The 21,949-nt window shown below is 70.1% G+C and carries 17 protein-coding genes and 1 pseudogene; 9 read left to right on the top strand and 9 right to left on the bottom strand.

Annotated elements, in window-relative coordinates:
* Positions 1-7: 7 nt before the first annotated feature.
* The 8 genes from ABZ070_RS10630 to pyrF form a co-directional block, all read right to left on the bottom strand.
* A complete protein-coding gene (locus ABZ070_RS10630) occupies positions 8-1,072 on the bottom strand; it encodes an ROK family protein (protein WP_356632098.1) in 1,065 nt (354 codons plus the stop codon).
* 7 nt (positions 1,073-1,079) lie between these two features.
* Positions 1,080-2,006 carry a carbohydrate ABC transporter permease gene (locus ABZ070_RS10625; RefSeq protein ID WP_356632096.1) on the bottom strand — a complete coding sequence of 309 codons (927 nt, stop codon included), beginning with the start codon at positions 2,004-2,006 and terminating at the stop codon, positions 1,080-1,082.
* On the bottom strand, positions 2,003-2,947 hold the full coding sequence (locus ABZ070_RS10620) for a sugar ABC transporter permease (protein ID WP_356632094.1): 945 nt from the start codon (positions 2,945-2,947) through the stop codon (positions 2,003-2,005). The genes ABZ070_RS10625 and ABZ070_RS10620 overlap by 4 nt, the downstream gene beginning before the upstream one ends.
* A 5-nt stretch (positions 2,948-2,952) precedes the next feature.
* Positions 2,953-4,185 carry an extracellular solute-binding protein gene (locus ABZ070_RS10615; RefSeq protein WP_356632092.1) on the bottom strand — a complete coding sequence of 411 codons (1,233 nt, stop codon included), beginning with the start codon at positions 4,183-4,185 and terminating at the stop codon, positions 2,953-2,955.
* A gap of 495 nt (positions 4,186-4,680) precedes the next feature.
* Positions 4,681-5,745 carry a LacI family DNA-binding transcriptional regulator gene (locus ABZ070_RS10610; protein ID WP_356632090.1) on the bottom strand — a complete coding sequence of 355 codons (1,065 nt, stop codon included), beginning with the start codon at positions 5,743-5,745 and terminating at the stop codon, positions 4,681-4,683.
* Positions 5,745-7,646, bottom strand: a complete 1,902-nt coding sequence (locus ABZ070_RS10605; RefSeq protein ID WP_356632088.1) for a hypothetical protein — start codon at positions 7,644-7,646, stop codon at positions 5,745-5,747. Before ABZ070_RS10605 ends, ABZ070_RS10610 begins: the two co-directional genes overlap by 1 nt.
* The gene (locus ABZ070_RS10600; protein ID WP_356632086.1) at positions 7,643-9,487 is read right to left on the bottom strand and encodes an MBL fold metallo-hydrolase; all 1,845 of its coding nucleotides are present in this window, start codon (positions 9,485-9,487) and stop codon (positions 7,643-7,645) included. Before ABZ070_RS10600 ends, ABZ070_RS10605 begins: the two co-directional genes overlap by 4 nt.
* A gap of 200 nt (positions 9,488-9,687) precedes the next feature.
* Complete coding sequence (gene pyrF / locus ABZ070_RS10595; RefSeq protein ID WP_356632084.1) at positions 9,688-10,389, bottom strand: orotidine-5'-phosphate decarboxylase; 702 nt, start codon at positions 10,387-10,389, stop codon at positions 9,688-9,690.
* Between pyrF and ABZ070_RS10590 the strand changes: the two are divergent.
* Positions 10,367-10,603: pseudogene (locus ABZ070_RS10590) on the top strand (CoA transferase); the annotation flags it as partial. The gene pyrF and the pseudogene ABZ070_RS10590 overlap by 23 nt on opposite strands.
* A gap of 42 nt (positions 10,604-10,645) precedes the next feature.
* Here ABZ070_RS10590 and ABZ070_RS10585 read toward each other — a convergent pair.
* Positions 10,646-11,266 carry a TetR/AcrR family transcriptional regulator gene (locus tag ABZ070_RS10585; RefSeq protein WP_356632082.1) on the bottom strand — a complete coding sequence of 207 codons (621 nt, stop codon included), beginning with the start codon at positions 11,264-11,266 and terminating at the stop codon, positions 10,646-10,648.
* A gap of 68 nt (positions 11,267-11,334) precedes the next feature.
* Here ABZ070_RS10585 and ABZ070_RS10580 point away from each other — a divergent pair, with 68 nt between their 5' ends.
* The 8 genes from ABZ070_RS10580 (at position 11,335) to ABZ070_RS10545 (ending at position 21,894) form a co-directional block, all read left to right on the top strand.
* Positions 11,335-12,912, top strand: a complete 1,578-nt coding sequence (locus ABZ070_RS10580) for an FAD-binding oxidoreductase (RefSeq protein WP_356632080.1) — start codon at positions 11,335-11,337, stop codon at positions 12,910-12,912.
* A gap of 86 nt (positions 12,913-12,998) precedes the next feature.
* A complete protein-coding gene (locus tag ABZ070_RS10575; protein ID WP_356632078.1) occupies positions 12,999-13,664 on the top strand; it encodes a TMEM175 family protein in 666 nt (221 codons plus the stop codon).
* Between the two features lie 474 nt (positions 13,665-14,138).
* Positions 14,139-15,659, top strand: coding sequence for a gluconokinase, GntK/IdnK-type (locus ABZ070_RS10570; RefSeq protein ID WP_356632076.1), 1,521 nt, complete (start codon positions 14,139-14,141; stop codon positions 15,657-15,659).
* Entirely contained in the window at positions 15,644-16,591 is a 948-nt protein-coding gene (locus ABZ070_RS10565; RefSeq protein WP_356632074.1) for a cyclase family protein, read from the top strand. The genes ABZ070_RS10570 and ABZ070_RS10565 overlap by 16 nt, the downstream gene beginning before the upstream one ends.
* Before the next feature lie 148 nt (positions 16,592-16,739).
* The gene (locus tag ABZ070_RS10560; RefSeq protein WP_356632072.1) at positions 16,740-18,320 is read left to right on the top strand and encodes a GMC family oxidoreductase; all 1,581 of its coding nucleotides are present in this window, start codon (positions 16,740-16,742) and stop codon (positions 18,318-18,320) included.
* A 166-nt stretch (positions 18,321-18,486) separates the two neighbouring features.
* A complete protein-coding gene (locus ABZ070_RS10555) occupies positions 18,487-19,326 on the top strand; it encodes an SDR family oxidoreductase (protein ID WP_356632070.1) in 840 nt (279 codons plus the stop codon).
* Between the two features lie 34 nt (positions 19,327-19,360).
* A complete protein-coding gene (locus ABZ070_RS10550) occupies positions 19,361-20,842 on the top strand; it encodes a cytochrome ubiquinol oxidase subunit I (RefSeq protein WP_356632068.1) in 1,482 nt (493 codons plus the stop codon).
* On the top strand, positions 20,839-21,894 hold the full coding sequence (locus ABZ070_RS10545; RefSeq protein WP_356632066.1) for a cytochrome d ubiquinol oxidase subunit II: 1,056 nt from the start codon (positions 20,839-20,841) through the stop codon (positions 21,892-21,894). The genes ABZ070_RS10550 and ABZ070_RS10545 overlap by 4 nt, the downstream gene beginning before the upstream one ends.
* The last annotated feature ends 55 nt before the right edge of the window (positions 21,895-21,949 follow it).

Genomic DNA, 21,949 nt, shown 5'->3' with positions numbered 1-21,949 from the left:
GGCGCGGTCAGAGAAGGCTGGGAAGCGCCGCCTCGGTGCCGGGGTCCTCGGTGTCCCGGCGGGGTGTGAGGCGTTCGAACGCGATGGCCGCCGCGCCCAGCACTCCGGCGCGGTCGCCGCCGGTGGCGAGCACGATCCGGGCGGCGGCCGCGGCCGGACCCATGGCCAGACCCGCCACCTTCTCCCGTACCGGGGCGAGGAGCTGGTCGCCGGAGCGGGTCACACCGCCGCCGAGGACGACGACCTCCGGTTCGTAGAGGTTGACGAGTGAGGTCAGGCCTTCGGCGAGCAGGTCGGTGGTCTCCTGCCACACGAGGACCGCGAGCGGGTCGCCCTCGCGGGCCGCCCGCGCCACGTCGGCGGCGCCGAGCTCGGTGAGCGGGATACCGGCGAGCACCGTCCGCTGCCCGTGGGCGGCCGCCTCTCGCACCGCGTCGCGGGCCCGTTCGGCGATGGAGGTGCCCGAGGCGTACGCCTCCAGGCAGCCCGTCCTCCCGCAGCTGCGGCAGAGCCGGCCCTCGGAGCGGACGGTGATGTGGCCGGGTTCGCCGCCGTTGCCGGCGGCGCCGCGGTAGGTGCGGCCGTCGATGACGAAGCCGCCGCCGATGCCGGTGGACACCGTCAGATAGACGAGGTGGCGGGTGCCGCGTCCGGCGCCGAAGCGCCATTCCCCCGCCGCGCCTGCGGTGCCGTCGTTGTCGAGGACGGCGGGTGTCCCGTAGGTGTGTCGTGCCAGGTCGGTGACCGGGATGTCGAGCCAGCCGGGCAGGTGCGGCGGGCAAATCAGCGTGCCGGTGACCGAGTTCAGGGGCCCGCCGCAGCCGATGCCGCAGCCGAGCAGGGCGCGGGGGGCGTCGGCGGGGTCGACACCGGCGGCCCGCAGCGCGGACGTGCCGAGGGTGAACAGGCGGTCCAGGGCGGCGTCGGGGCCCTCCTCCACCCGCGTCGGCACGGTCAGGAACGACAGCACGGTGCCGTCCTCGCGGACGACGCCCGCCGCGAGCTTGGTGCCGCCGATGTCGAGCGCGAGTACCGATCGCCCGATGGCTGCCGGCTCGTGATAGCTGGTCATGAAAGGGTCAGCTCTTGCTTCCTGTGGTGGCGATGCCGTCGGTGAAGTGCCGCTGGCAGACGAAGAAGGCGATGATCATGGGCAGGGTGACCACGAGGCTCGCGGCGCACACGATCTCCCAGCGCATCTCCCCGCCCTCGCCGAACTGGTCGAGCACGGCCTTCAGCCCGCGCGGCACCGTGTAGAGCTCGGGGTCGCGCAGATAGATCAGGGGCCGCACGAGGTCGGTCCAGGCGGCCTGGATCTCGAAGATGAAGGTGACGATGAGGGCCGGCCGGCACAGCGGGGCCGCGATCCGCCAGAACAGCGTCCAGTAGCCGGCGCCGTCCACCCGGGCCGCTTCGAAGAGTTCGCGCGGCAGGCCGAGGAAGAACTGGCGCAGCAGGAAGATGTAGAAGGCGCTGCCGAACAGGTTCGGCGCCCACAGCGGGATCTGACTGCTCGCCAGGTGGAGCCAGTTCCAGATCAGGTACTGAGGCACCATGGTGACCACGGCCGGCAGCATCATCGTGCCGATGACCAGTGCGAACAGGGCGTCGCGGCCGGGGAAGCGGAAGTACGCGAAGCCGAAGGCGACAACGGCGCTGCTGACGGTGACGGTGACCGCGGCTGCCAGGGTGACCAGGACGCTGTTGCCGATCCAGGTCAGGAGCGGGACGGCCGTCCAGATCTCGGAGTAGTTCGCCCACTGCCACACGTCCGGGATCAGCACGTTGTCGAAGACGTCCTCGGACGGCTTGAGGGAAGCGCTGACCAGCCAGAGGAACGGGTAGAGGAAGACGACCGAGGCGGCGAGCAGGCCGAGGGCGCGCAGGATCCGCCGAGGGGTGCCGTCGTCCGCGCGGCTCCGGGTCCTGCGGCCGGGCCGCGGGGCGGGGGTGCTTCCGGGCTCCGCCACGGTGTCGGTGCCGGGGCGCATGGTGAGCTGGGTCATCGCTGGTCCCCCTCGTAGTAGACGAACCGCTTGCTGACCTTGGCCTGGACGACGGTTATGGCGACGATCACCAGGAACAGCAGCCAGGCCAGCGCGGAGGCGTATCCCATGTGCATGTACTGGAAGGCTTGCTGGAAGAGGTAGACGACGTAGAACAGGGCCGCGTCGTTGCTGTACGTCTGGGAGTTGGAGCTGCCGAAGAAGGCGGTGTAGGCCTCGGTGAAGGTCTGCAGCGAGGCGATCGTGTTGACGATCAGCGTGAAGAAGAGGGTGCCGGAGATCTGCGGCAGGGTGACGTGCCGGAAGGAGTTCCAGCGGCCCACGCCGTCGAGCTCGGCGGCCTCGTAGAGGTCTTTGGGGACGTTCTTCAGCGCGGCGAAGTAGATCACCACGGTGGAGCCGACGGACCACAGGGTGGTCAGGACCAGGCCGGGCTTGACCCAGGCGCCGTCGGTGGTCCAAGAGGGCCCGTCGATGCCGACGAAGCCGAGGACGTGGTTGACGAGGCCGACGTTGCCGTTGAACAGCAGCAGGAACAGGATGCCGACGGCGACGGAGGGGGTCATCACCGGCAGATAGAAGACGGTGCGGAAGAACCCGGCGGCGCGGCCGGCCTTCAGCAGCAGCATGGCGAGGAGCAGCGCGAACGCCATCGACAGCGGCACCCGCAGCACCGTGAAGGCGAGGGTGTTCATCAGGGACCGGGCGACCGACGGGTCCTCGAAGAGCTGCCGGTAGTTGTCGAAGCCGACGTTGTGCGCTTCGCCGATGCCGTCGTAGTCGGTGAAGGAGAGGAAGAGGCTGGCGACCATCGGGCCGGCCGTGAAGACCAGGAATCCGATGATCCACGGCGAGATGAAACCGTACGCGGCCCAGATCTCGCGGGCTCGGCCACTGCGGGCCGTGCGCCTCTTCGCCGGGGTCGTGAGGGAGTTCTGCACCGGGCTCACCTCAGTCCCTGGTTGGCGAGGTCGAGGGCGCTCTGGGCCTCGCGCTGGGCCCGGTCGAGGGCCTGCTGCGGGGTCTCGTCACCGGCCAGGACCCGGTTCACGGCGCTCTGCCAGGCGTTCTTGAACTCGGTGCCGGCCGCGTTCGACGGCACCGTGAAGGCCTCACGGGAGATGTCGAAGACGATCCTGGTGGCGTCGTCGAAGGCCTTGTTGCCGGTGGACTTCCACACCTCGCGCTCGATGATCGCGTCGGCGGCGATGTTGGCGGTGACATCACCGGTGTACGGGGCGCCGCTCGCGCGGACCTCCTCGGCCTTCGCCTTCGCGGCGCTCACCCAGGACTCCGTCGAGGTCATCGTCTTGACGAAGGTGCAGGCGGCCTCGGGGTGCCGGGTGCCCTTGGGGATCGCCCAGCCGTACCCGGAGGCCCAGTTGAGCGGCTTGCCGTCGCGGCCGCGGAAGACATCGGCCACCAGGTCGATGTCGGGCGAGGTGCCGGCGAGCACGTTCACGTACCAGTCCTCCATCGGATAGGAGCCGAGCTGACCGCGCGCGAACTGGTTCCGGTCGCCGAACTGGTCGAAGGAGTCGCGCAGTGACTTGAACCGTCCCCAGCCGCCCTGGGTGTCGATGAGGCTCACCGCGTACTCCAGGGCCTCGACCGCCCTGGGGTCGTTCAGTTCGGCGGTGCGTCCGTCGGCGCTGATCAGGTCGGCGCCGTTGGCCTTGGCCCACAGGGGGTAGAACTCGGGGATCTTCGGGTCGAAGCCGATCCGGGTCAGCTTGTTGCCGTCGCGCTTCTGGAGCCGGCCGGCGAGCTTTTTCAGACCCTTCCAGTCGGCGGTGGAGAGCTCGGCGGCGTTGGTGCCGTTCTCCTTGAGCACCTTGTCGTTGGTGAGCAGCAGCCGGCTGTCGTAGGAGTCGGGCAGTGCGTAGACGGTGCCGTCGAGGGAGCCTTCGTCGATGGCGGTGCGGTAGTAGTCGCCGGTGTCGATGTTCTCGCGCTTCAGGCAGTCGGTCAGCGGGAGCAGTGCGCCGCGCGCGGCGTAGCCGCCGATCAGGGTGCGTTCCATGCGGACCACGTCGGGCGCGTCGCCGGCGGCGACCGCGGACAGGAACTGCTGCGGGTCGAAGGCGCCTTCGTTGACCTTCACGTCCAGGCCCTTGAGGGCTTTGCGGGCGGACTCCATACGGTCGGTGGCGAGGGCGTCGGCGAGACCGAAGCCCATGGTGGTGAAACGTCGAGTCCGAGGTGTCCGCCAGACTCACGCCGCCACAGCCGGTCAGGGCCGGGAGCAGGGCGAATGCCGCGACGAGTCCCGTCGCCTTGCGGCGTATGCGCTGGGGTGGTGCCGCCATCTTCTCTCCTTTGAGCGGCCGGCTACACGGGGGCGGTCGATGCCTGTTCCGTGTCCTGGACACGAGGGCGGGGAGACCTGCGGCTCGCTCCCGGCGTCCCACCGTGTGGCATCGATCCCACGTGAGAACGTAACCACAACATGTCCAACGGTCAACGGTTTTCGGACCGTCGATCGACAGGAATCCTTCGCACGAACGGACAGCGCGAGGAAGCCGGCGCTCAGGGCGTCGGGAAGGGCCAACTACGGCCTGGAATGAACGATTTACCGGCTTCGCTGCCGATGAGAGACGCCGGCTCTGCCAGACCTCTCATCGGTGCGGCGGTCTCACCCGGGCAGGCGTCGCGGTCGGCTTCGGCGGCCCGCTCAGCCCTTCGGCGCCACGGTGGAGCCACGCACCACGAGTTCCGGCTCCAGGACCACGGAACCGGCCCGTCCCGCGTCGTCCCGCCCTATCCGGGCAAGGAGCAGCTCGGCCGCGCGCCCACCGAGGTCGAACACCGGCTGCCGCACGGCGGTCACGCCCGGCTCGACCATCTTCATCCAGGCCAGGTCGTCGAAGGAGACCAGCGAGCAGCTGCTGGGCACATCGGCACCCCGGCGCTTGAGCTCCTGCCAGACCAGTTCGGCCATGACGTTGTTGGCCGCGAAGACTGCGGTGACAGCGGAATTGCCGTCGAAGAACGCGGTCAGCTGCGTCCGCTGGTCGCCGACGCCCTCGCTCCGGCTCAGGTCCAGCACATGGCGGCGCGGCGTCGCGAGGCCCGCGTCCCTCAGCGCCGCCCGGTAACCTTTGAGACGGTTGCGACCGGTGTCCCACTGGGTTTCGTCGACGACGATGCCGATGTCCCGGTGGCCGAGGGCGATCAGATGCTCCACGGCCAGACGGGCACCGCGTTCGTTGTCGATGGAGACCACGTCGCAGCCGCGTACTCCGGATCTGCGGTCCATCTCCGCCACCGGCACGCCGTGGCCCACCAGGTTCTCGGTGGCCGTGCGTCCCACCGGGGTGAGCAGCACGCCGTCGGCGCGCATCGCCAGGAAGGCCCGAGCTCCGGCGGCGGCGCGCTCGTCGTCACTGTGGTCGTCGACGAGAACCATCTGGTACCCGGCGGCGGACAGGGTGTGCTCGACGCCCGCGGCCAGCTCCGCGTAGAACTGGTTGCGCAGGTCGGAGACGAGTACGCCGACGAGTCCGCTGCCGCGGCCCTTGAGCGTGCGGGCCGAGACGTCCGGGACGTAGCCGAGGCGTTCGGCCGCGGCCTGGACCCGCTCCCTGATGTGGTCGGCGACGTAGCCGTGCCCGCCGAGAGCGCGGGAGGCGGTCGACCGCGAGGTGCCGGCGGCCTCGGCGACATCACGCAGCGTCGCCCGTGCCCGCCTGCCGTTGCTCCCGCTGCTGCCGCCGCGCACCGCCGCACCGTTCGCCATCAGGCCGTCCCTCCTGTGTCCCCCGCTGCCGCGTTCCGCACGCGCCCCTGCCATCGCGCCCACAGGCGACGCAACGCAGCGTAGTCGATGTCTTCCAACGGCTCGCCCGTACGGTCCACATGTGTGCTCAAGTAGAGGGCGGGCACCCCGAGCTGGTCCTTCACCGCGGTGTACGCGCGCCACTGATCGCGGTCGGGGGCGCACCAGTCGTCGGTGTCGACGGGCAGCCCGGGGCAGGCCGCGTTCACCACCGCGGCCCGGTGCCGCATCTGTGGGACGACGGGCGCGTACGGGTCGGGGTCGTCGAGCCGGATCATGTCGTTGAGCCGGATCATGTCGGTGACGCCGGCGAACGCCGGGTGGGGGGTGTGCGTGACGATCAGCGCGTCCGGCTTGGCCGCCTTCGCCGCCTCGTACACGATCTCCAGATAGCGGTGGAGCAGGGCGATGCCCCACAACTCGCCGTGCCCCGACAGCGCTTCGCCGGTGGGGGTGTCGGCGGTGAAGTCGATCTTCAGTCCGTCGGCGTCCAGCCCGTCCCGGGAGAGCATCCGCCGGATGTTCCCGGCCAGCAGGTCACGGGCCTTCGGGTGCTCCGGGTCCAGCGCGACCGGGCGGCCGTCGGCGGTTCGGACGCACAGCTCGTCGGGTACGCCCTCGATCGCCCAGGCCCGCCACCAGAGCAGGACCCGGCGGCCGCCCGCGTGGTGGTCCGCGATCCAGCCGCCCAGGTCCGGCCAGGCGGCCGGGTCAGGACGCCAGCTCCCGTACTGCTCCTGCCACTTGTCATCGATGACGACGGTCCCGGGGACGAGTCCCCGGGACCGGAGGTGCGCCAGATGGGTGTCGTACTCGGCCCGGGTGCTGAGCGACGGTGCGGACCGGCCGGTCTCCCGGGACCGGCCCATCTGGGCCCCCCAGCCGCAGAACATCGGCTCCGTCCACCACGCGGGCCGCTCCTTTGGTGCGGTGCGCGGCCGGGCGGACCAACCCCGCTCCTCCAGCCAGGCGCGGTGGGCGCGCAGCCCCGCGTACGGGTCCGGATGGCCGGGGGAGACCATCACCGAGGGCGAGCGGTGGAGGCCGTCGACGCGGGTGTGCCCCTCGTAGGCGAGGGCGAGGTGGAAGCCCCCGTCGGAAGGCGCATAGGTGAGTTCGGTGAAGGTGAGATCCCGGACGGGTGCGCCCAGGCCGAGAGTCCACCAGCCGTGCGGCGCCTGGGCGCCGGCCGGGTCGGCGGTGTCGTCGAGTCGGTCCTCGGTCAGGGCGAGGACAAGCGGCGCGGGCGTGAAGAACCAGTGGCCGCGGCCCGGCCGTGCGTCACCGTACGCCCCGACGGCCGCGCTCTCGCCTGCGCCACGGGTGAGTCGGCGCGGCGGTCCCGGATTCGGGGTGAACAGAGTGTGCCAGGCGTGCCCGCTGGGCCGCAGGCCGCCGCCGCGCCCTCCGTACGCGGCCCGCTGGCCGAGCAGCAGGCTCTGCCGGAGCGCGCCCTCGCCCTCCACTTCCCATGTGAACACCGGCCCCTCCGGCGTGCACTCGACACGAGTGCACGCCCGGAGCCAGGCGCTGCTGCGCCGCCGCACGGTGACGACCGGCCACCGGCCCGCCGGCTCGAGCTCGGGCGCCTCGACGGACAGGGTCTCGTCGGAGCGGTCGGTGCGGTCCAGAGCCCCGGGCAACTGGAGTTCGACCGGATGGTGCGCGGTGGCGCCGTCGCGCGCGTACAGCCGTGCGGTCTGCCCGTCGGCGGCGACGGTCATCCGCCAGCGGTCCGCCTCGGCCTCCACCACGCCGCCGCCCGCGTACCGGACCCGTACCGCACCCGTCGTCACGTCGGCCGTCATGCCTGTCCCGTCGCCGGCCGTCCCGTCGAGCATTCTGCTGTCCGTCCCGCTCATCGCACGCTCACCAGCGCTTCCGCCTGTTGTCCGAACGCCATCCGGCCCACCGTCATGTCCACCGCCACCCGCATCCGTTCGGCCGCCGGGGCATGGCGCGGCACGCGCAGCGCGAACCGGGTCTCGGCAACCTCCCGCCCGGCCAGCTTCACCTCGCGCACCGGCGGCTCCGCGTCCCAGCCCGGCGGTACGACGAGCTGCAGGAGGGCCAACTCGGCCTCAGGGAAGGGATTACGGACCTCCACGGTCAGCTCGACGGTGCCGCCCGGCGCGGGCGTACTGCGGTACGGGCTGATCCGGGCCCCGAACCCCTCGGCCTCGAAGTCGACCTCGCGGGGCAGTATCTCCCGGTGCAGCCGGGCGAGACGCTCGCCCTGCTCCAGCAGCATGTCGAGATAGCCGTCGGTCACCTCGTACGGGAACCAGTGCCCGCTGATCATCAGCTCCGGGCGCAGGCGTCGGTACAGCTCCGCGCTGCGGACGAAGTCGTCGATGCGGAAGCGGTTGCGGTACTGGTAGTTGAGGAGCTCGGGCTGCCCGCCCTCCGGCGACCAGGCGGTGTTCTGCTGGTCGCCGGTGGCGATCACCCGGCGGCCGTCGGCGACGAAGGAGTAGGCCGCCGCGTAGAGCGTGTGGCCGGGCAGTTCGTGTACGCCGATCTCGTACTCGCGCCAGCGCACGGCGCCCGCGTCGGGCAGTACGCGGTCGACGGGGATCGGGTCGTACCACAGGCAGGGCAGGTCCCAGCGGGTCGGCGCGGCGAGGACCGGTGCGATGTGGCCAGGCGACCAGACCTCGGTGCCGTGCACCTCGCGCAGGAGGTTGAACCCGGCGACATGGTCGTCGTGGTAGTGCGTGGGCAGCGCCACCTCGACCCGGTCGATCCCGTGGTCGCGCCGGAGTGCCTCGACGGAGGCGAGCAGCGGGCGGCGCGAGGAGCGGTCGTGGCCGCCGGGCAGCCCGGTGGTGAGGTCGAAGCCGAAGTCGATGAGGAGGGCGGTGCCGCTGTCGGAGAGCAGCGCGTAGGAGTTGGCCATGCTGGTGGTGTTGCGCAGCAGGTGCGGGGTGACCGGTTTCCACGGGTGGGTGAGCAGCCGCTCGGGCTCCCACGGGGTGGCGCGCCGCATGTCGATGAGTTCCTGCAGATGTGTCCTCAGCCGGGCGACGGCGGCGGGCGGGTCGGTGACCGGCTGCCCGTGCGAGGGGAGCAGCATCGCCGGTTCGTGGTCGAGGAGTTGCAGGCAGGACAGGACGGTGGCGGCGGCGCCTTCCATCCCGGCGTTGGGGTGGAATCCGGTGTACGCCCACTGGGTGGCGGCCAGCGACCAGAGCCGGCCCTCTCCGTGGACGAGGTCTCCGGTGAAGGCGAGCCGCCGCCCGCCGACGGTCACCAGGTAGCCGACGGAGCCGACGGTGTGGCCGGGCAGCGGCAGCGTGTGGATGTCGTACCCGCCGTAACGGATGGTGCGGTACTCGGCGACGGTGCCGGACACCGGCACCTGGTTGAGGAGGGAGAAGCGGTCCTGGCGGACGTCGTAGTCGTTGTCGAGCGGGCGGGTGCGCCAGTGTTCGTCGACGGACTCGATCAGGTCGCGTTCGACCGGCGGCACCCAGATGCGGATGCCGGCCCGCGCGGCCCGGTGGAGTCCCTGCACCTGGTCGCGGTGGTGGTGGGTGACCAGGACGTCGGTGATCCGGTCGACCCCGAGGTCGGACAGGTCGTCCAGGACCCGTCCGTCGCCGAAGTCGATGAGAACGGCCTCCCGACCGCTCTTCAGGACGTAGACATGGCAGGTGTCTTCATAACGCAGGACGTCGTCGGCTATCCGGGTGACGGGCACGGCTCGGGTTCCTTCCCGCGCCGGTGGGCGCGACGGCGTGGCATCGATCCCACATGGGAACGATGCCATTCGCCGCACGCGGGCGTCAACGGCTGTACGGAGAAGGGCCCGTGGTGCTCGGATCTCCGGCAGGAGGTTTTGGCCGGTTCCATCCAGACCCGGGCGAACGCGATCACACCCGCAGCGGGAAGGGCATCCGATCACTGCACCAGGTTGGCGCGGACGAGCCGGAACGCGGCCGCCGGGTCCGCGGCACGGGTGACCGTCCGGCCCACGACGACATGTGACGCACCAGCGGCAACGGCAGCACGCGGTGTGCCGGGCCGGGCGTGCTCGCCTGCGGACTCACCAGGAAGCGCCACTCCGGGCGTGACGATCAGGGCGCCGGCTCCCAGCACACCACGCAGCGGCCCGGCTTCCTGCGGCGATGCGATCACGCCGTGGCAACCAGCGCCTTGTGCCAGCCGGGCCAGCCGCAACACCTGTTCCTCGGTCGAGGTCGAGCCGGTGACGCCGATGTCCGCGAGATCGGAGCTCGTCATGCTGGTGACGACGGTCAGAGCCAGCACGCGAAGGCGTGGAAAGTCGCGGGCCGCGGCGACAGCGGCGGACATGATGCCCGTGCCGCCCATACTGTGGACGGTCACCATGGAGACACCCAGAGCGCCGGCGGCACGGACCGCGCCGGCCACGGAGTTCGGGATCTCGAAGAGCTTCAGGTCCAGGAAGACCTCCTTGCCCCTGGCTACGAGACGCTCGATCAGGTCCGGCCCGGCCGCCGTGAGCAGCTCCGTCCCGACCTTGTAGAAGCGACACTCATCTCCCAGCCGGTCGACGACTTCGTCAGCCGCTCGGCGGTTGTCACAATCCAAGGCAACGATGATCCGACTGGTTGGCTCCACGGCGTCATTGTCACCCACACGGCGTCGGAGACATCAGCGGCCTGCGTCGCGGCCAATTTTCCTGTCGATCAACCGCAACAAGCGGAGCATCAGCATCGAAACCCGCACCGAGGAGGGCCTGGCGGCCGTCCAAGAGCTGGTGCGCGGCGCCGATGTCGTGGTCAGCAACTTCCCAGCCGGTGTCATGGAGCGTCTCGGCCTCGGTTACGAGACGCTCCGGGAGGGGAGCCATCCCTGCCTGGCGCCCCGTGCCCCGTCAGCTTCGCGTAATGGGAAGGCGATTTCCCGGGTCCAGAGCGGACAGCACGCGTGCACAGCGAGCCGTCATGTCCGCAGGGGACTGTTCGGGGTGGTCGATCCACCACCGCATGACAGCGGTAACGGCGTACTGCCAGATGTGGTTGAGGAAAGCGTGGTCGAGCGGGTCGCGGTGGCCCGCGTGGGTGAGGAGCTGTGTGCTGCCCGAGGCGCCGATACCGGCGAGCCTGCTTCGGTAGTGCATCGCGGCGTCGTGGATCTCGCCGGCGGGCGGAAGAGTCGGGTCGTAGAGCACGGACCAGGCGTAGCGGCACGGGCCGACCGCGTCGAAGATTGCGGCGAGGGTGTCCAGGGCGTGATCGGCCGAGCCGCTGCGGGCCTGAGCGGCGTCGACGGCTTCGACCAGCAGGTCACCGACATGGCGCAGGCAGGCCAGATACAGGCCGTCCTTGGAACCGAAGTAGCCGTAGATCAGCGGCTTGGAAATGCCCGCGCGGCGGGCGATGTCGACCACGGACGCCCGGGCGTGGCCCCGTTTGCCCAACTCCTCGATCGCGATGCCGATGATCTGCTGTTCCCGATCGGCGCGGGCGACGCCCTTGGTTCCGGCCTTGTTCACGCGACCACTCTAGCGCCCGGTGTGACTGGAGAGTAATTTACCCATCAGTCAATTCGAGAGGTGTGGCGATGACACGGTCATGGTGGGGCTGGGGCAAGGTCGAAGAGGCACTGGCCGGAGCGGAGTTGGAGGCTCTGCTGGCCAGGGTTCGGATGCTGTCGCCCGGCGACCTGACGGGCCATGAACCACCGGACGTCTCCGCGCTCGGACTGTCCGCTCCCCGGGTCTCCGCCCCCGCCGCGCTCGCGGACCTCTGCTCCGCCGACCCGGCCGACCGGGCCGGACACGCACATGGCAAAGCGTTCCGGGACGTGGTGCGCAACCTGCACGGGGACCTGCGCCACGCGCCCGATCTGGTGGCCCGGCCGCGGCGGGAAAGCGACCTGGTCGACCTGCTCGACTGGTGTGCCCGCGACGGGATCGCCGCGATCGCCTACGGCGGCGGCAGTTCGGTCGTGGGCGGAATCGAGCCCCGGTTCGACGACGACCGCGCTGCGGTCACCATCGACCTCCAGCGACTGGACCGGGTACTGGAGATCGACCCCGTGAGCCGGGCGGCGCGCATCCAGGCGGGCGTGTTCGGCCCGCACCTGGAGGACCAGCTCCGGCCGTCCGGTCTGACCCTGCGGCACTTCCCGCAGTCGTTCGAGTACTCCACCCTGGGCGGCTGGCTGGCAACCCGGGCGGGCGGCCACTACGCGACGCTGCGCACCCATATCGACGACATGGTCGAGTCGATGCGTGTCGTCACCCCGAGCGGGACCAGCGAATCGCGACGGCTGCCGGGCTCCGGGGCGGGCCCCTCGCCCGACCGGCTCTTCCTCGGCAGCGAAGGCACCCTGGGCGTCATCACCGAGGCGTGGATGCGCCTGCAGGAACGGCCCCGCTGGCGCGCAAGGGCATCCGTGCACTTCGCCGACTACACGTCGGCCGTGGCGGCCACCAGGGCGATCGCGCAGAGCGGGCTGCACCCGGCGAACTGCCGGCTGCTCGATTCCGCCGAAGCGCTGATCAACGCAGGCGTCGCCGTTGAGGGCGGCGTGCTGATCCTGGGGTTCGAGTCGGCGGACCACCCGGTGCGCACGTCACTTGACCGGGCCGAGGAACTGTGCCGGGACCACGGTGGTGAGATCGTCGCCGGGTCCGCCGAGGAGAGCGCCGGCGACACGTGGCGTTCTTCCTTCCTGCGCATGCCCTATCAGCGCGACGCGCTCGCCCGGCACTCGGTGATCGCCGAGACCTTCGAGACGGCGTGCACGTGGGACCGGTACGAAGACCTTCACCATGCCGTCACGCAGGCGGCCCGTGACGCCATCGTCAAGGTCACCGGCCAGGACGGGGTGGTGACCTGCAGGTTCACCCACGTCTACCCGGACGGACCCGCACCGTACTTCGGGGTCTACGCGCCCGGCCGCTGGGGCAGCACCGTCGCCCAGTGGGACGAGATCAAGGCAGCCGTTTCCGCGGCGATCGCCGACAACGGCGGCACCATCACCCATCACCATGCGGTCGGACGCGACCACCGCCCCTGGTACGACGCCCAGCGCCCGGACCCGTTCGCCGCCGCGCTGACCGCCGCCAAGACCGCACTGGACCCCGCCGGAATCCTCAACCCCGGCGTGCTCGTGCCCGCCCGGAGGGCTTGACGCTCTGTGCATCGTCGGGGAGAGACCTCCTGGTCGAGACGCGTCATCACGGTATTCAAGGTCCTTTGTCCCTAAGGTGGGGCAGCGTGAAAAGTCACCAGGGAGTGAGGGACGACGAGGGGAGCGCAGTCCGACTCGTCGCCCTCTCGGACGGCGTCTTCGCCATCGCGATGACACTGCTGGCGCTGGACATCGCACTGCCCGCCGGTCTGGACACCGCCCGTTTCGAAGAGGCGCTGGGGGAGGTGGTGCCCAGCGTGTGGGCATATGCGCTCAGCTTTCTTGTCATCGCGGCGTTCTGGCGAGGCCACCACCAGATCTTCCAGTACGTGGAGAGGGTGGACGGAGCCGTCATCAGGCTGGGACTGCTGAGCCTCGCACTGATCGCCCTGATGCCCTTCCCCACTACCCTGCTGGCCGAGTACGGGGACATGCCCCAGTCGGTGGCCGTCTACTCCGGCGCCGTCGCAGTCATGGGAATCACCCAACTCGCCTTGACGATCGCGGTGTGGAAGCGCCCCTGGCTGGCCGGCGCGCAGCTGCCCGATCGCGTCGCCCGCAACGACGCGGCCGATCTTGCCGCGACAGCGCTGGTCTTCGCCATCGCCGTGCCGCTCGCCTTCGTGTCCCCGACGGGCGCGAAGCTGTGGTGGGCAGTGCTGATCCCGATCAAGTGGACGCTCGGCGAACGGGGCAGGCGACTGCGCGCCGCCGCCCGCGATTCGGCTTCTGGAAGTGCGCAGCACGAATAGGGCCCCCGGCCGCCTCGACCACCGGTGCCGGAATCCCCCTTGGCCGGGCCGCCCTGCCGGCAATATCCCCTACCGCGGACTGGGCGAGGTTGATGCGGAGGGGGCCGGTCGCATTCCTGAGGGTCTCCACCGGACCGGGACGGACCCCGCGGCGCGGGGGCAGCCACCGCCGCTGCCTCGTCCGGGCAGGTCCGCTGCGCCGGACTGCCGACGAGCCCGCAACCAGGGCCGGCGGCGCTGCTCACGGGCCACAGCGCTCGCCGTGCCCTGGGCGGCCCCTCCCGGCAGCCGAGGTGCGCCCTGGGGCGAGGTGGCCGAGATTGGAGGTATCCGATCTGCCTCACGGGAACACCCGGCGGACCGACCGCGCGACACGGAGGCATACGCCATGACGATTCACGTGGCAGGCACGGGAACGGCATCACACGGTGCTGCAAGGGGCGGCTGCGGCGGTGGCCGGCTGCGCCCGAGGCCGTGACGCACCAGTCGGCCGCCGACGCCACGACAGAGCTGGTGCTCGTCGTCGGCATGTCGGGGTCGGGCAAGACCATGGTGGGGACACTCCTGGCAGAGAGGCTCGGCCGGCCGTACCAGGACGCGGACGAGTTCCACAACGAGGCCAATCGCGCCAAGATGGCGGCCGGTCACGCTCTGACCGATGCGGACCGGCAGCCATGGCTGGAGGCCATCGGCGCCTGGATGGACGGTGAGATCGCGGCACGGCGCCCGGCCGTCGTCGGCTGTTCCGCACTCAAGCGCGCCTACCGTGACCACCTCCGCGCCGGACGCCCCGGCGTCCGTCTGGTGTACCTGCGCGGTTCACACGAGCTGATCCGCAGTCGACTGGCCACCCGGCGCGGCCACTTCTTCCCGGCCGCACTCCTGGACAGCCAGTTCGCCGATTTCGAGGAACCGGAGCCGGAGGAGCACCCGTTGGTGGTGGAGATCGACCAGCCGCCGGAGGCCGTCGTCGATGCCGTGCTGTCGTTGCTGCGCAAGGAGCCCGCCGGGAAGAGCTCGCCGGCCGGAGCGGCCACCGACCGCGCGGCACCGCCGCAGGAGCGATCAACGTCCCTCAGCCCGACAGGCGAGCAGTGGGAGCTGCGTTTCGGCGAGCAGCGGGCCGTCGTGGTCCAACTGGGCTCAGCCCTGCGTCACTACGAGGCCCACGACCGACCGCTGCTGGACGGGTTCACCGCCGACTCGCCCGTCACCGGCGGGCGAGGGCAACTTCTCGTCCCGTGGCCCAACCGGGTCGACGGCGGCAGGTACCGCTTCGACGGCCAAGACCTGCAACTCCCGTTGAGCGAACCGGAGAAGCACAACGCGATCCACGGACTGCTCCGCTGGACCCCGTGGCGGCTGCTCGCCCGCAGCGACGACGCGGTGAGGGCCGGCACCACGCTCCATCCGCAACCGGGCTATCCCTTCCTGCTGGAGGTGGTCGCCGGATACCGATTGGGTCCCGACGGGCTCGATGTCGTCATCTCCGCCACCAACGTGGGTGACACAGCCGCTCCCTACGGTGTGGGGCAGCATCCCTATCTGACGGTCGGCACCGACCTGGTCGACACCGCGCTGTTGACCGTTGCCGCTGACTACCGGCTGTGTACCGACGACAGGGGCCTGCCTGCCGGCCATGAGCCGGTCGACGGCACTGTGTACGACTTCCGCACCCCGCGGCCCATCGGTGATCTGCAACTGGACTCCGCATTCACCGGACTCGGCCGCGACGCCGACGGCCACGCCCACGTCCGTCTGGCACACCCCTCGGGGCTGCACGGTGTCGATCTGTGGCTCGGCGTGGGCACCCGGTATGTGCAGGTGTACACCGGCGACACGCTGGCCGAGCCCGAACGCCGGCGCCGCGGCGTCGCGGTGGAGGCCATGTCCTGTCCGGCGGACGCGTTTCGCAGCGGCACCGATCTCACCGTCCTGGAGCCTGGCAACAGCCATGTGCTCCGCTGGGGACTCACCCCATGGGGATCCGCATGACGCCGCAGGAGGCATCGGCGCAGGTGACCTCGGACGAGTTCCGGGCGCTCTACGAACGACTGCGCGACGCGACGCGCACCGACGATCCGCGTGGTGCGCTCCGCCACCTGACGCCCGAGCGCGTCGTAGCGGCCGCCGCGGAGGTGCGGTCCGGGCGCACGGTGTCCCTGGCCGCGCCGGTGGAGACCCGGCCAGGCCCGGACAACCCCGAGCCGGCGGTCCACCGGATGACTGGACCCGACACCGGTGACATCGGGGCGGACGGGCTGCACTTCGCCGTGGACCGCATCGCCATGAACGTGCACGGGGACGCGGACAGCCATCTCGACGCCCTCTGCCACGTGCTGTACAACGGCGAGCTGTACAACGGGGTGTCCGCGAGCAGCGTGACACCCGAGGGCGCCCTTGCACTGACCGTGGACCTGGTCCGGGACGGCATTGTCGGCCGTGGCGTTCTGCTGGACATCCCTCGGCTGCGCGGCGTGCCCTGGCTGGAACCCGGCGACCATGTGACAGCGGGCGAGCTGACGGCTGCAGAGGCCGCGCAAGGGGTCAGGGTCGGCCCCGGGGACATCCTGCTCGTCCGGGTGGGGCACCGTCGCCGTCGCGAAGAGCTCGGCGCGTGGAACGCGGCGCAGGCACGGGCCGGCCTCCACCCGACCGCCCTGGGGTTCCTGGCCGAGCGGGAGGTGTCCGTCCTGGGCGGTGACGGCAACAATGACACCGCACCCAGCGCAGTGGCCGACGTCGCGTTCCCCGTACACGTGCTGGCCATGCATGCCATGGGCGTGCATCTGATGGACTACCTGCAGTTCGAGGAGCTGGCCCCGGTCTGCGCGAATGCGGGCCGCTGGGACTTTCTGTGTGTGATCGCACCTCTGCGGCTGCACGGAGCGACGGGCTCTCCCGTGAACCCGATCGCCGTGCTGTGACCGCGGTGCATGCTGCGGTCACCCGTCCGGTCGCCAATCAACGGAAGGGCGGATACGTTCGAATGGGTGGGAACGCAGGGACTCCGCAGCACGGAGTGACAGGTCCTGTCTCCGCGGCGGGGCCGTGAGCGCAAGGACGGTGGTCGCCGTGGGCGACGTCCCTCACTACGACGTCATCATCATCGGCACCGGAGCCGGCGGCGGCACCCTCGCCCACCGGCTCGCACCCTCCGGTAAACGGGTGCTCCTCATCGAACGCGGCGACTACCTGCCGCGCGAGCGGGACAACTGGGACTCCACCGCCGTGTTCGTCAAGGGGAAGTACCGGGCCCCGGAGTTCTGGTTGGATCAGCACGGCACCGAATTCCCGCCGGAGGTCAACTACTACGTCGGCGGGAATACCAAGTTCTACGGCGCGGCGCTGTTCCGGCTGCGGCCCGAGGACTTCGGTGAACTCCGTCATCACGGCGGCGTCTCGCCGGCCTGGCCGATCCGGTACGAGGACCTGGAGCCGTACTACACGCAGGCCGAGCACCTGTACCTCGTGCACGGCCGGCACGGAGAGGATCCGACGGAGGGTGCGGCGAGCGCGCAGTACGCTCATCCGCCCGTGGAACACGAACCACGCATCCAGCAGTTGAGCGACGATCTCCAGAAGCGTGGCCTGCACCCCTTCCATCTTCCGATCGGCGTCAACCTCAGCCAGGACAGCGTCGGACGGGCCACGCACTCCAGCGTCTGCATCCGGTGCAACCGGGTGGACGGCTTTCCGTGCATGGTGCGCGCCAAGTCCGACGCCGAGGTGATCTGTGTGGACCCTGCTCTGCGGCACCCCAACGTCGAGATGATCACCAACACGCAGGTGGTCCGGCTGGAGACCGATCCGACGGGACGCAGCGTCAACGCGGTCATCGGCAGGCTCGCCGACGGCTCGGAGGTACGGTTCGCGGCCGACATCGTGGTCGTCTCCTGCGGGGCGGTCAACTCCGCCGCTCTGCTGCTGGCTTCGGCCAACGAGCGCCATCCCGCCGGTCTGGCGAACAGTTCCGATGTGATCGGCCGCCACTACATGCGGCACAACAACCTGGCACTGATGGCCGTGTCGAAGGAACCCAATGACACGCAGTTCCAGAAGACCCTGGCAGTGAACGACTGGTACCTCGGCGCGGACGACTGGGACTTCCCCTTGGGCGGCATCCAGATGCTGGGCAAGTCGGACGCCGAGCAGATCCACGGCGAAGCCCCACGGTGGGCCGGTGCGGCAGCCCCGGACATGCCGTTCGAAGTACTGGCGCATCACGCCGTCGACTTCTGGCTGTGCGGCGAGGACCTACCGCTGCCCGGCAACCGGGTCACTCTCGACGGCGACGCGCGAATCCACCTCGCACTCGACGAGAAGAACAACATCGAGGGTCTCAAGCGGCTGCGGCACAAACTCCAGCAAATGCTCGGGCACCTGGGCATGCATGAGCACCGGCTGCTGTCCCACAGCATCTATCTCCACAAGGGCATGCCGATCGGTGCCACCGCCCACCAGGCGGGCACCGTGCGGTTCGGCACCGACCCTGCCGCCTCCGCCCTGGACGTCAACTGCAAGGCCCATGACCTCGACAACCTGTATGTCGTCGACACGAGCTTCTTCCCGAGCATCGGCGCGGTCAACCCCTCCTTGACGGCCATCGCCAATGCCCTGCGCGTCGGTGACCACCTCGTGGATCGGTTGGGCTGACGGGCGGCGCCACTGGTCCCACCGGGTGAAGATGCTCCACCCAACAGTCCAATGGCGGCTTTTCGGACTCGCCGCTGCCCTGCGGCCGATGGTTGCGTGACGCCCGTGCCAGGCCGGCTGCGGCCAGGCGTCGGACCGGAGCCGCGCAGCGAGGAGGCAGGGCGTCATGACTTCCACCGTGGGCGTACCGCAGGGTGTGATTCCGCAGAGTCTGCTGAAGGGCCAGAAGGCCCTGGTCACCGGCGCCAATTCGGGCATCGGCAAGGCCACCGCCATCGGACTGGGCCGGGCCGGCGCCGATGTGGTCGTGAACTACGTGGCCGACCGTGACGCCGCCGAAGAGGTGGTGGAGGAGATCACCTCGTGCGGGGTACGCGCGGTCGCCTACGAAGCGGACGTGTCCCAGGAGGACCAGGTCACGGCCATGATGGACCGCATGGTCCAGGAGTTCGGGACGATCGACATCCTGGTCGCCAACGCGGGCCTCCAGCGTGACGCCCCGTTCACCGAGATGACTCTCGGACAGTGGCAGAAGGTGCTCGACGTCAACCTCACCGGCCAGTTCCTGTGCGCCCGGGAGGCGACCAAGGAGTTCCGACGCCGAGGGGTCGTACCGGAGGTGTCCTGCTCCGCCGGGAAGATCATCTGCATGAGTTCGGTGCACCAGCTCATCCCGTGGGCGGGCCACGTCAACTACGCCTCGTCCAAGGGCGGCGTCCAGATGATGATGGAGACGCTGGCCCAGGAGCTGGCGCCGCACAAGATCCGGGTCAACGCTGTCGCCCCCGGAGCCATCCAGACACCTATCAACCGCGACGCCTGGGAGACTGCCGAGGCGCGCGAGGACCTGCTGAAGCTGATCCCCTACAACCGGATCGGAGACCCCGAGGACATCGCCCACGCCGTCGTCGCGCTCGCGTCCGACCTCATGGACTACGTGGTCGGGACGACTCTCTACGTCGACGGCGGGATGACCCTGTTCCCCGGCTTCGCCACCGGCGGCTGACCTTCCCTGAAGGTACCGAACAGCGAAGGCGACGATGCACACCTCGGTCCACATGCTCGCGGACGCCCCGGCCCAACTGCTGCCGGCCCGGCAGCTCATGGCCTTCACGCTGGCCTCGCACATCATCCTGGTGCCCCTCGGCGTTGCGCTCCCCCTCATCACCCTGGTGATGCATTACCTCGGGCTGCGAAGGAACGACTCCACCGCCCTCCTGCTGGCCCGGCGCTGGTCGGCCGTCATGGCGGTGCAGTTCGCGGTCGGAGTGGTCACCGGCACGGTGCTCTCCTTCGAGTTCGGCCTGCTCTGGCCGGGACTGATGGGCAGGTGGGGTGACGTCTTCGGGATCGGATTCGGTGTCGAGGCATGGGCGTTCTTCCTTGAAGCGGTGCTCATCGCCATCTATCTCTACGGATGGCGGCGGCTGAAGCCCCGCACACACTTCCTGCTCGGGCTGCCGCTCCCGGCCGCCGCACTGCTCGGCGCGTTCGGCATCCTGGCCGCCAACTCCTGGATGAACACCCCGCAGGGGTTCTCCCTCGACGCCGAGGGCAACCCGGTGGACGTGAACATCTGGAAGGCAATCTTCACCCCGATGTTCGGGCCGCAGTACTGGCACTTCGTCGTCGCGATGCTGCTGACCGCGGGCTACATGGTGGCCGGCGTCTACGCCGTGGGCTGGCTGCGCGGGCGCCGCGATCACTACCACCGGCTCGGGTTCACCGTTCCCTTCACCATTGCCGCGGTGGTCACACCGGTGCAGTTCATTCTGGGCGACTCCATCGCCCGGTCGGTGTTCCACAAGCAGCCGGTGAAGTTCGCCGCCATGGAAATCGTGTGGAAGACCGACACCCGGGTCCCCGAGTACCTGTTCGGACGCCTGAACCCGGACGGATCCGTGTCGGGCGGCATCAAGGTCCCACTGCTCGACTCCATCCTGGCAGGCTTCAGCCCGAACACGAAGGTGGTGGGCCTGACGTCGGTCCCGGCGGACCAACGCCCGACGGCGACTCAGGCGACGATCGCGCACTGGGCCTTCGACCTCATGGTCGTGATCGGGTCCGTACTGGTACTGCTCGCGCTCTGGTACGGCCTGGTCTGGCTGCGACACCGCCGGCTCCCCGCCTCCAAGTGGTTCTACCGCGGCGCGGCCTGCGCGGGCGTCGCCTCCGTGGTGGCCGTCGAATGCGGCTGGATCGCCACCGAAGTGGGACGCCAACCCTGGATCGTCTACCAGAACATGAAGGTCGCCGAGGCAGTGACCTCGACCCGCTCGACCACCCTGTGGATCATGCTCTGCGTCGTGATCGTGGTCTACGTGTTCATCTTCGGCTCGCTTCTCGCCGTCCTGCTCAAGATGCGTACCCGCTGGCGGCTCGCCGACGAACAACAGGCGGCCGGGCACCTTGCCGAGGGTCCGGAGGCGGACAGCCCCTACGGGCCGCGGTCACCCGTACCTGCCGGCGACGGCGCAGCCGGCGGCAGCGGGGCCACACCGTCCGAGGACGGCCGACCATGACCGCCGACCTCATCGCCGTCGTGTTGCTGCTCGCAGTGACCGCTTACGCCTGCGCGGGCGGCACCGACTACGGAGCCGGCTTCTGGGACCTGACGGCCGGAGGTGCGGAACGCGGCAGACGTCCCAGGTGGCTCATCGACCACGCCATGGCCCCCGTCTGGGAGGTCAACAACGTCTGGCTGATCTTCATCTTCGTCATCATGTGGACCGGCTTCCCGACGTTCTTCCAGACGGTGTTCTCCGCGATGTGGCTCCCCTTGGCGCTTGCCGCCGTGGGCTTGGTTCTGCGTGGTGCCGGTTTCGCGTTCCGCAAGGCCGCTCGGCGGCTCGCCGGCCGGCGCCTCTATGGCGCGGTCTTCGCCCTGGCCTCGCTCGTGACGCCCTTCTTCCTCGGGGCCGCGGTCGGCGGGGTCGCCTCGGGCCGGGTGGCGCCGGGAACGGAGGCGTCGGCGCATGCCTGGTTGAACCCCACGTCCGCCCTGTTCGGGATCCTCGCCATCGCGACCACGGCCCTCCTCGGAGCGGTGTTCCTCGCCGGCGACGCGCGCCGCTTCGACGCACCCGACCTGATCGCCTACTTCCGGTGGCGGGCGCTGGCCAGTCTCGCCGTACTCGCCGTGCTCGCCGTCATCACCCTCGTCGTCACCCACGGCGACGCCCCCCATGTCTGGCACGGCCTCACCAGCGGCGTGGGGCTGGCCTTCGTCATCGTGTCGGTGGTGGCCGCACTCGCCACCGCGTGGCTGCTCCTGAGGACGCCCGGCAACTGGGCCCGCGTCACCGCCGTCACCGTCGTCGCCTCGGCCGTCATCGCCTGGGGCATGGCCCAGCGGCCCTACCTCATCCCCACCTCGCTGACCGTGGCCGACGGCGCGGGCGCGCCCGCCACGCTGACCTGGCTGGCGGTCGTCACGCTCGTGGCCGTGGTGATCGTCTTCCCGGCCGTCGCCTTGCTGTACTGGCTGGACACCCACGGCGAGTTGGACGAACTCAGCGACGCCGACCTGAGCAGGAGCGGCCCGGAGGGCGACAGCGCGCCAGGGAGCCACTGACCCCGGACCCGGCCAACCCCCGCCCATCTCGCCAGGTCTCCGACGAAGGGAGGCG

The sequence above is a fragment of the Streptomyces sp. NPDC006283 genome (assembly GCF_040613325.1).
Classification (GTDB): domain Bacteria; phylum Actinomycetota; class Actinomycetes; order Streptomycetales; family Streptomycetaceae; genus Streptomyces.
Note: the sequence above shows the minus strand (reverse complement) of the source record. Positions and strands in the feature narration are given on the sequence as shown.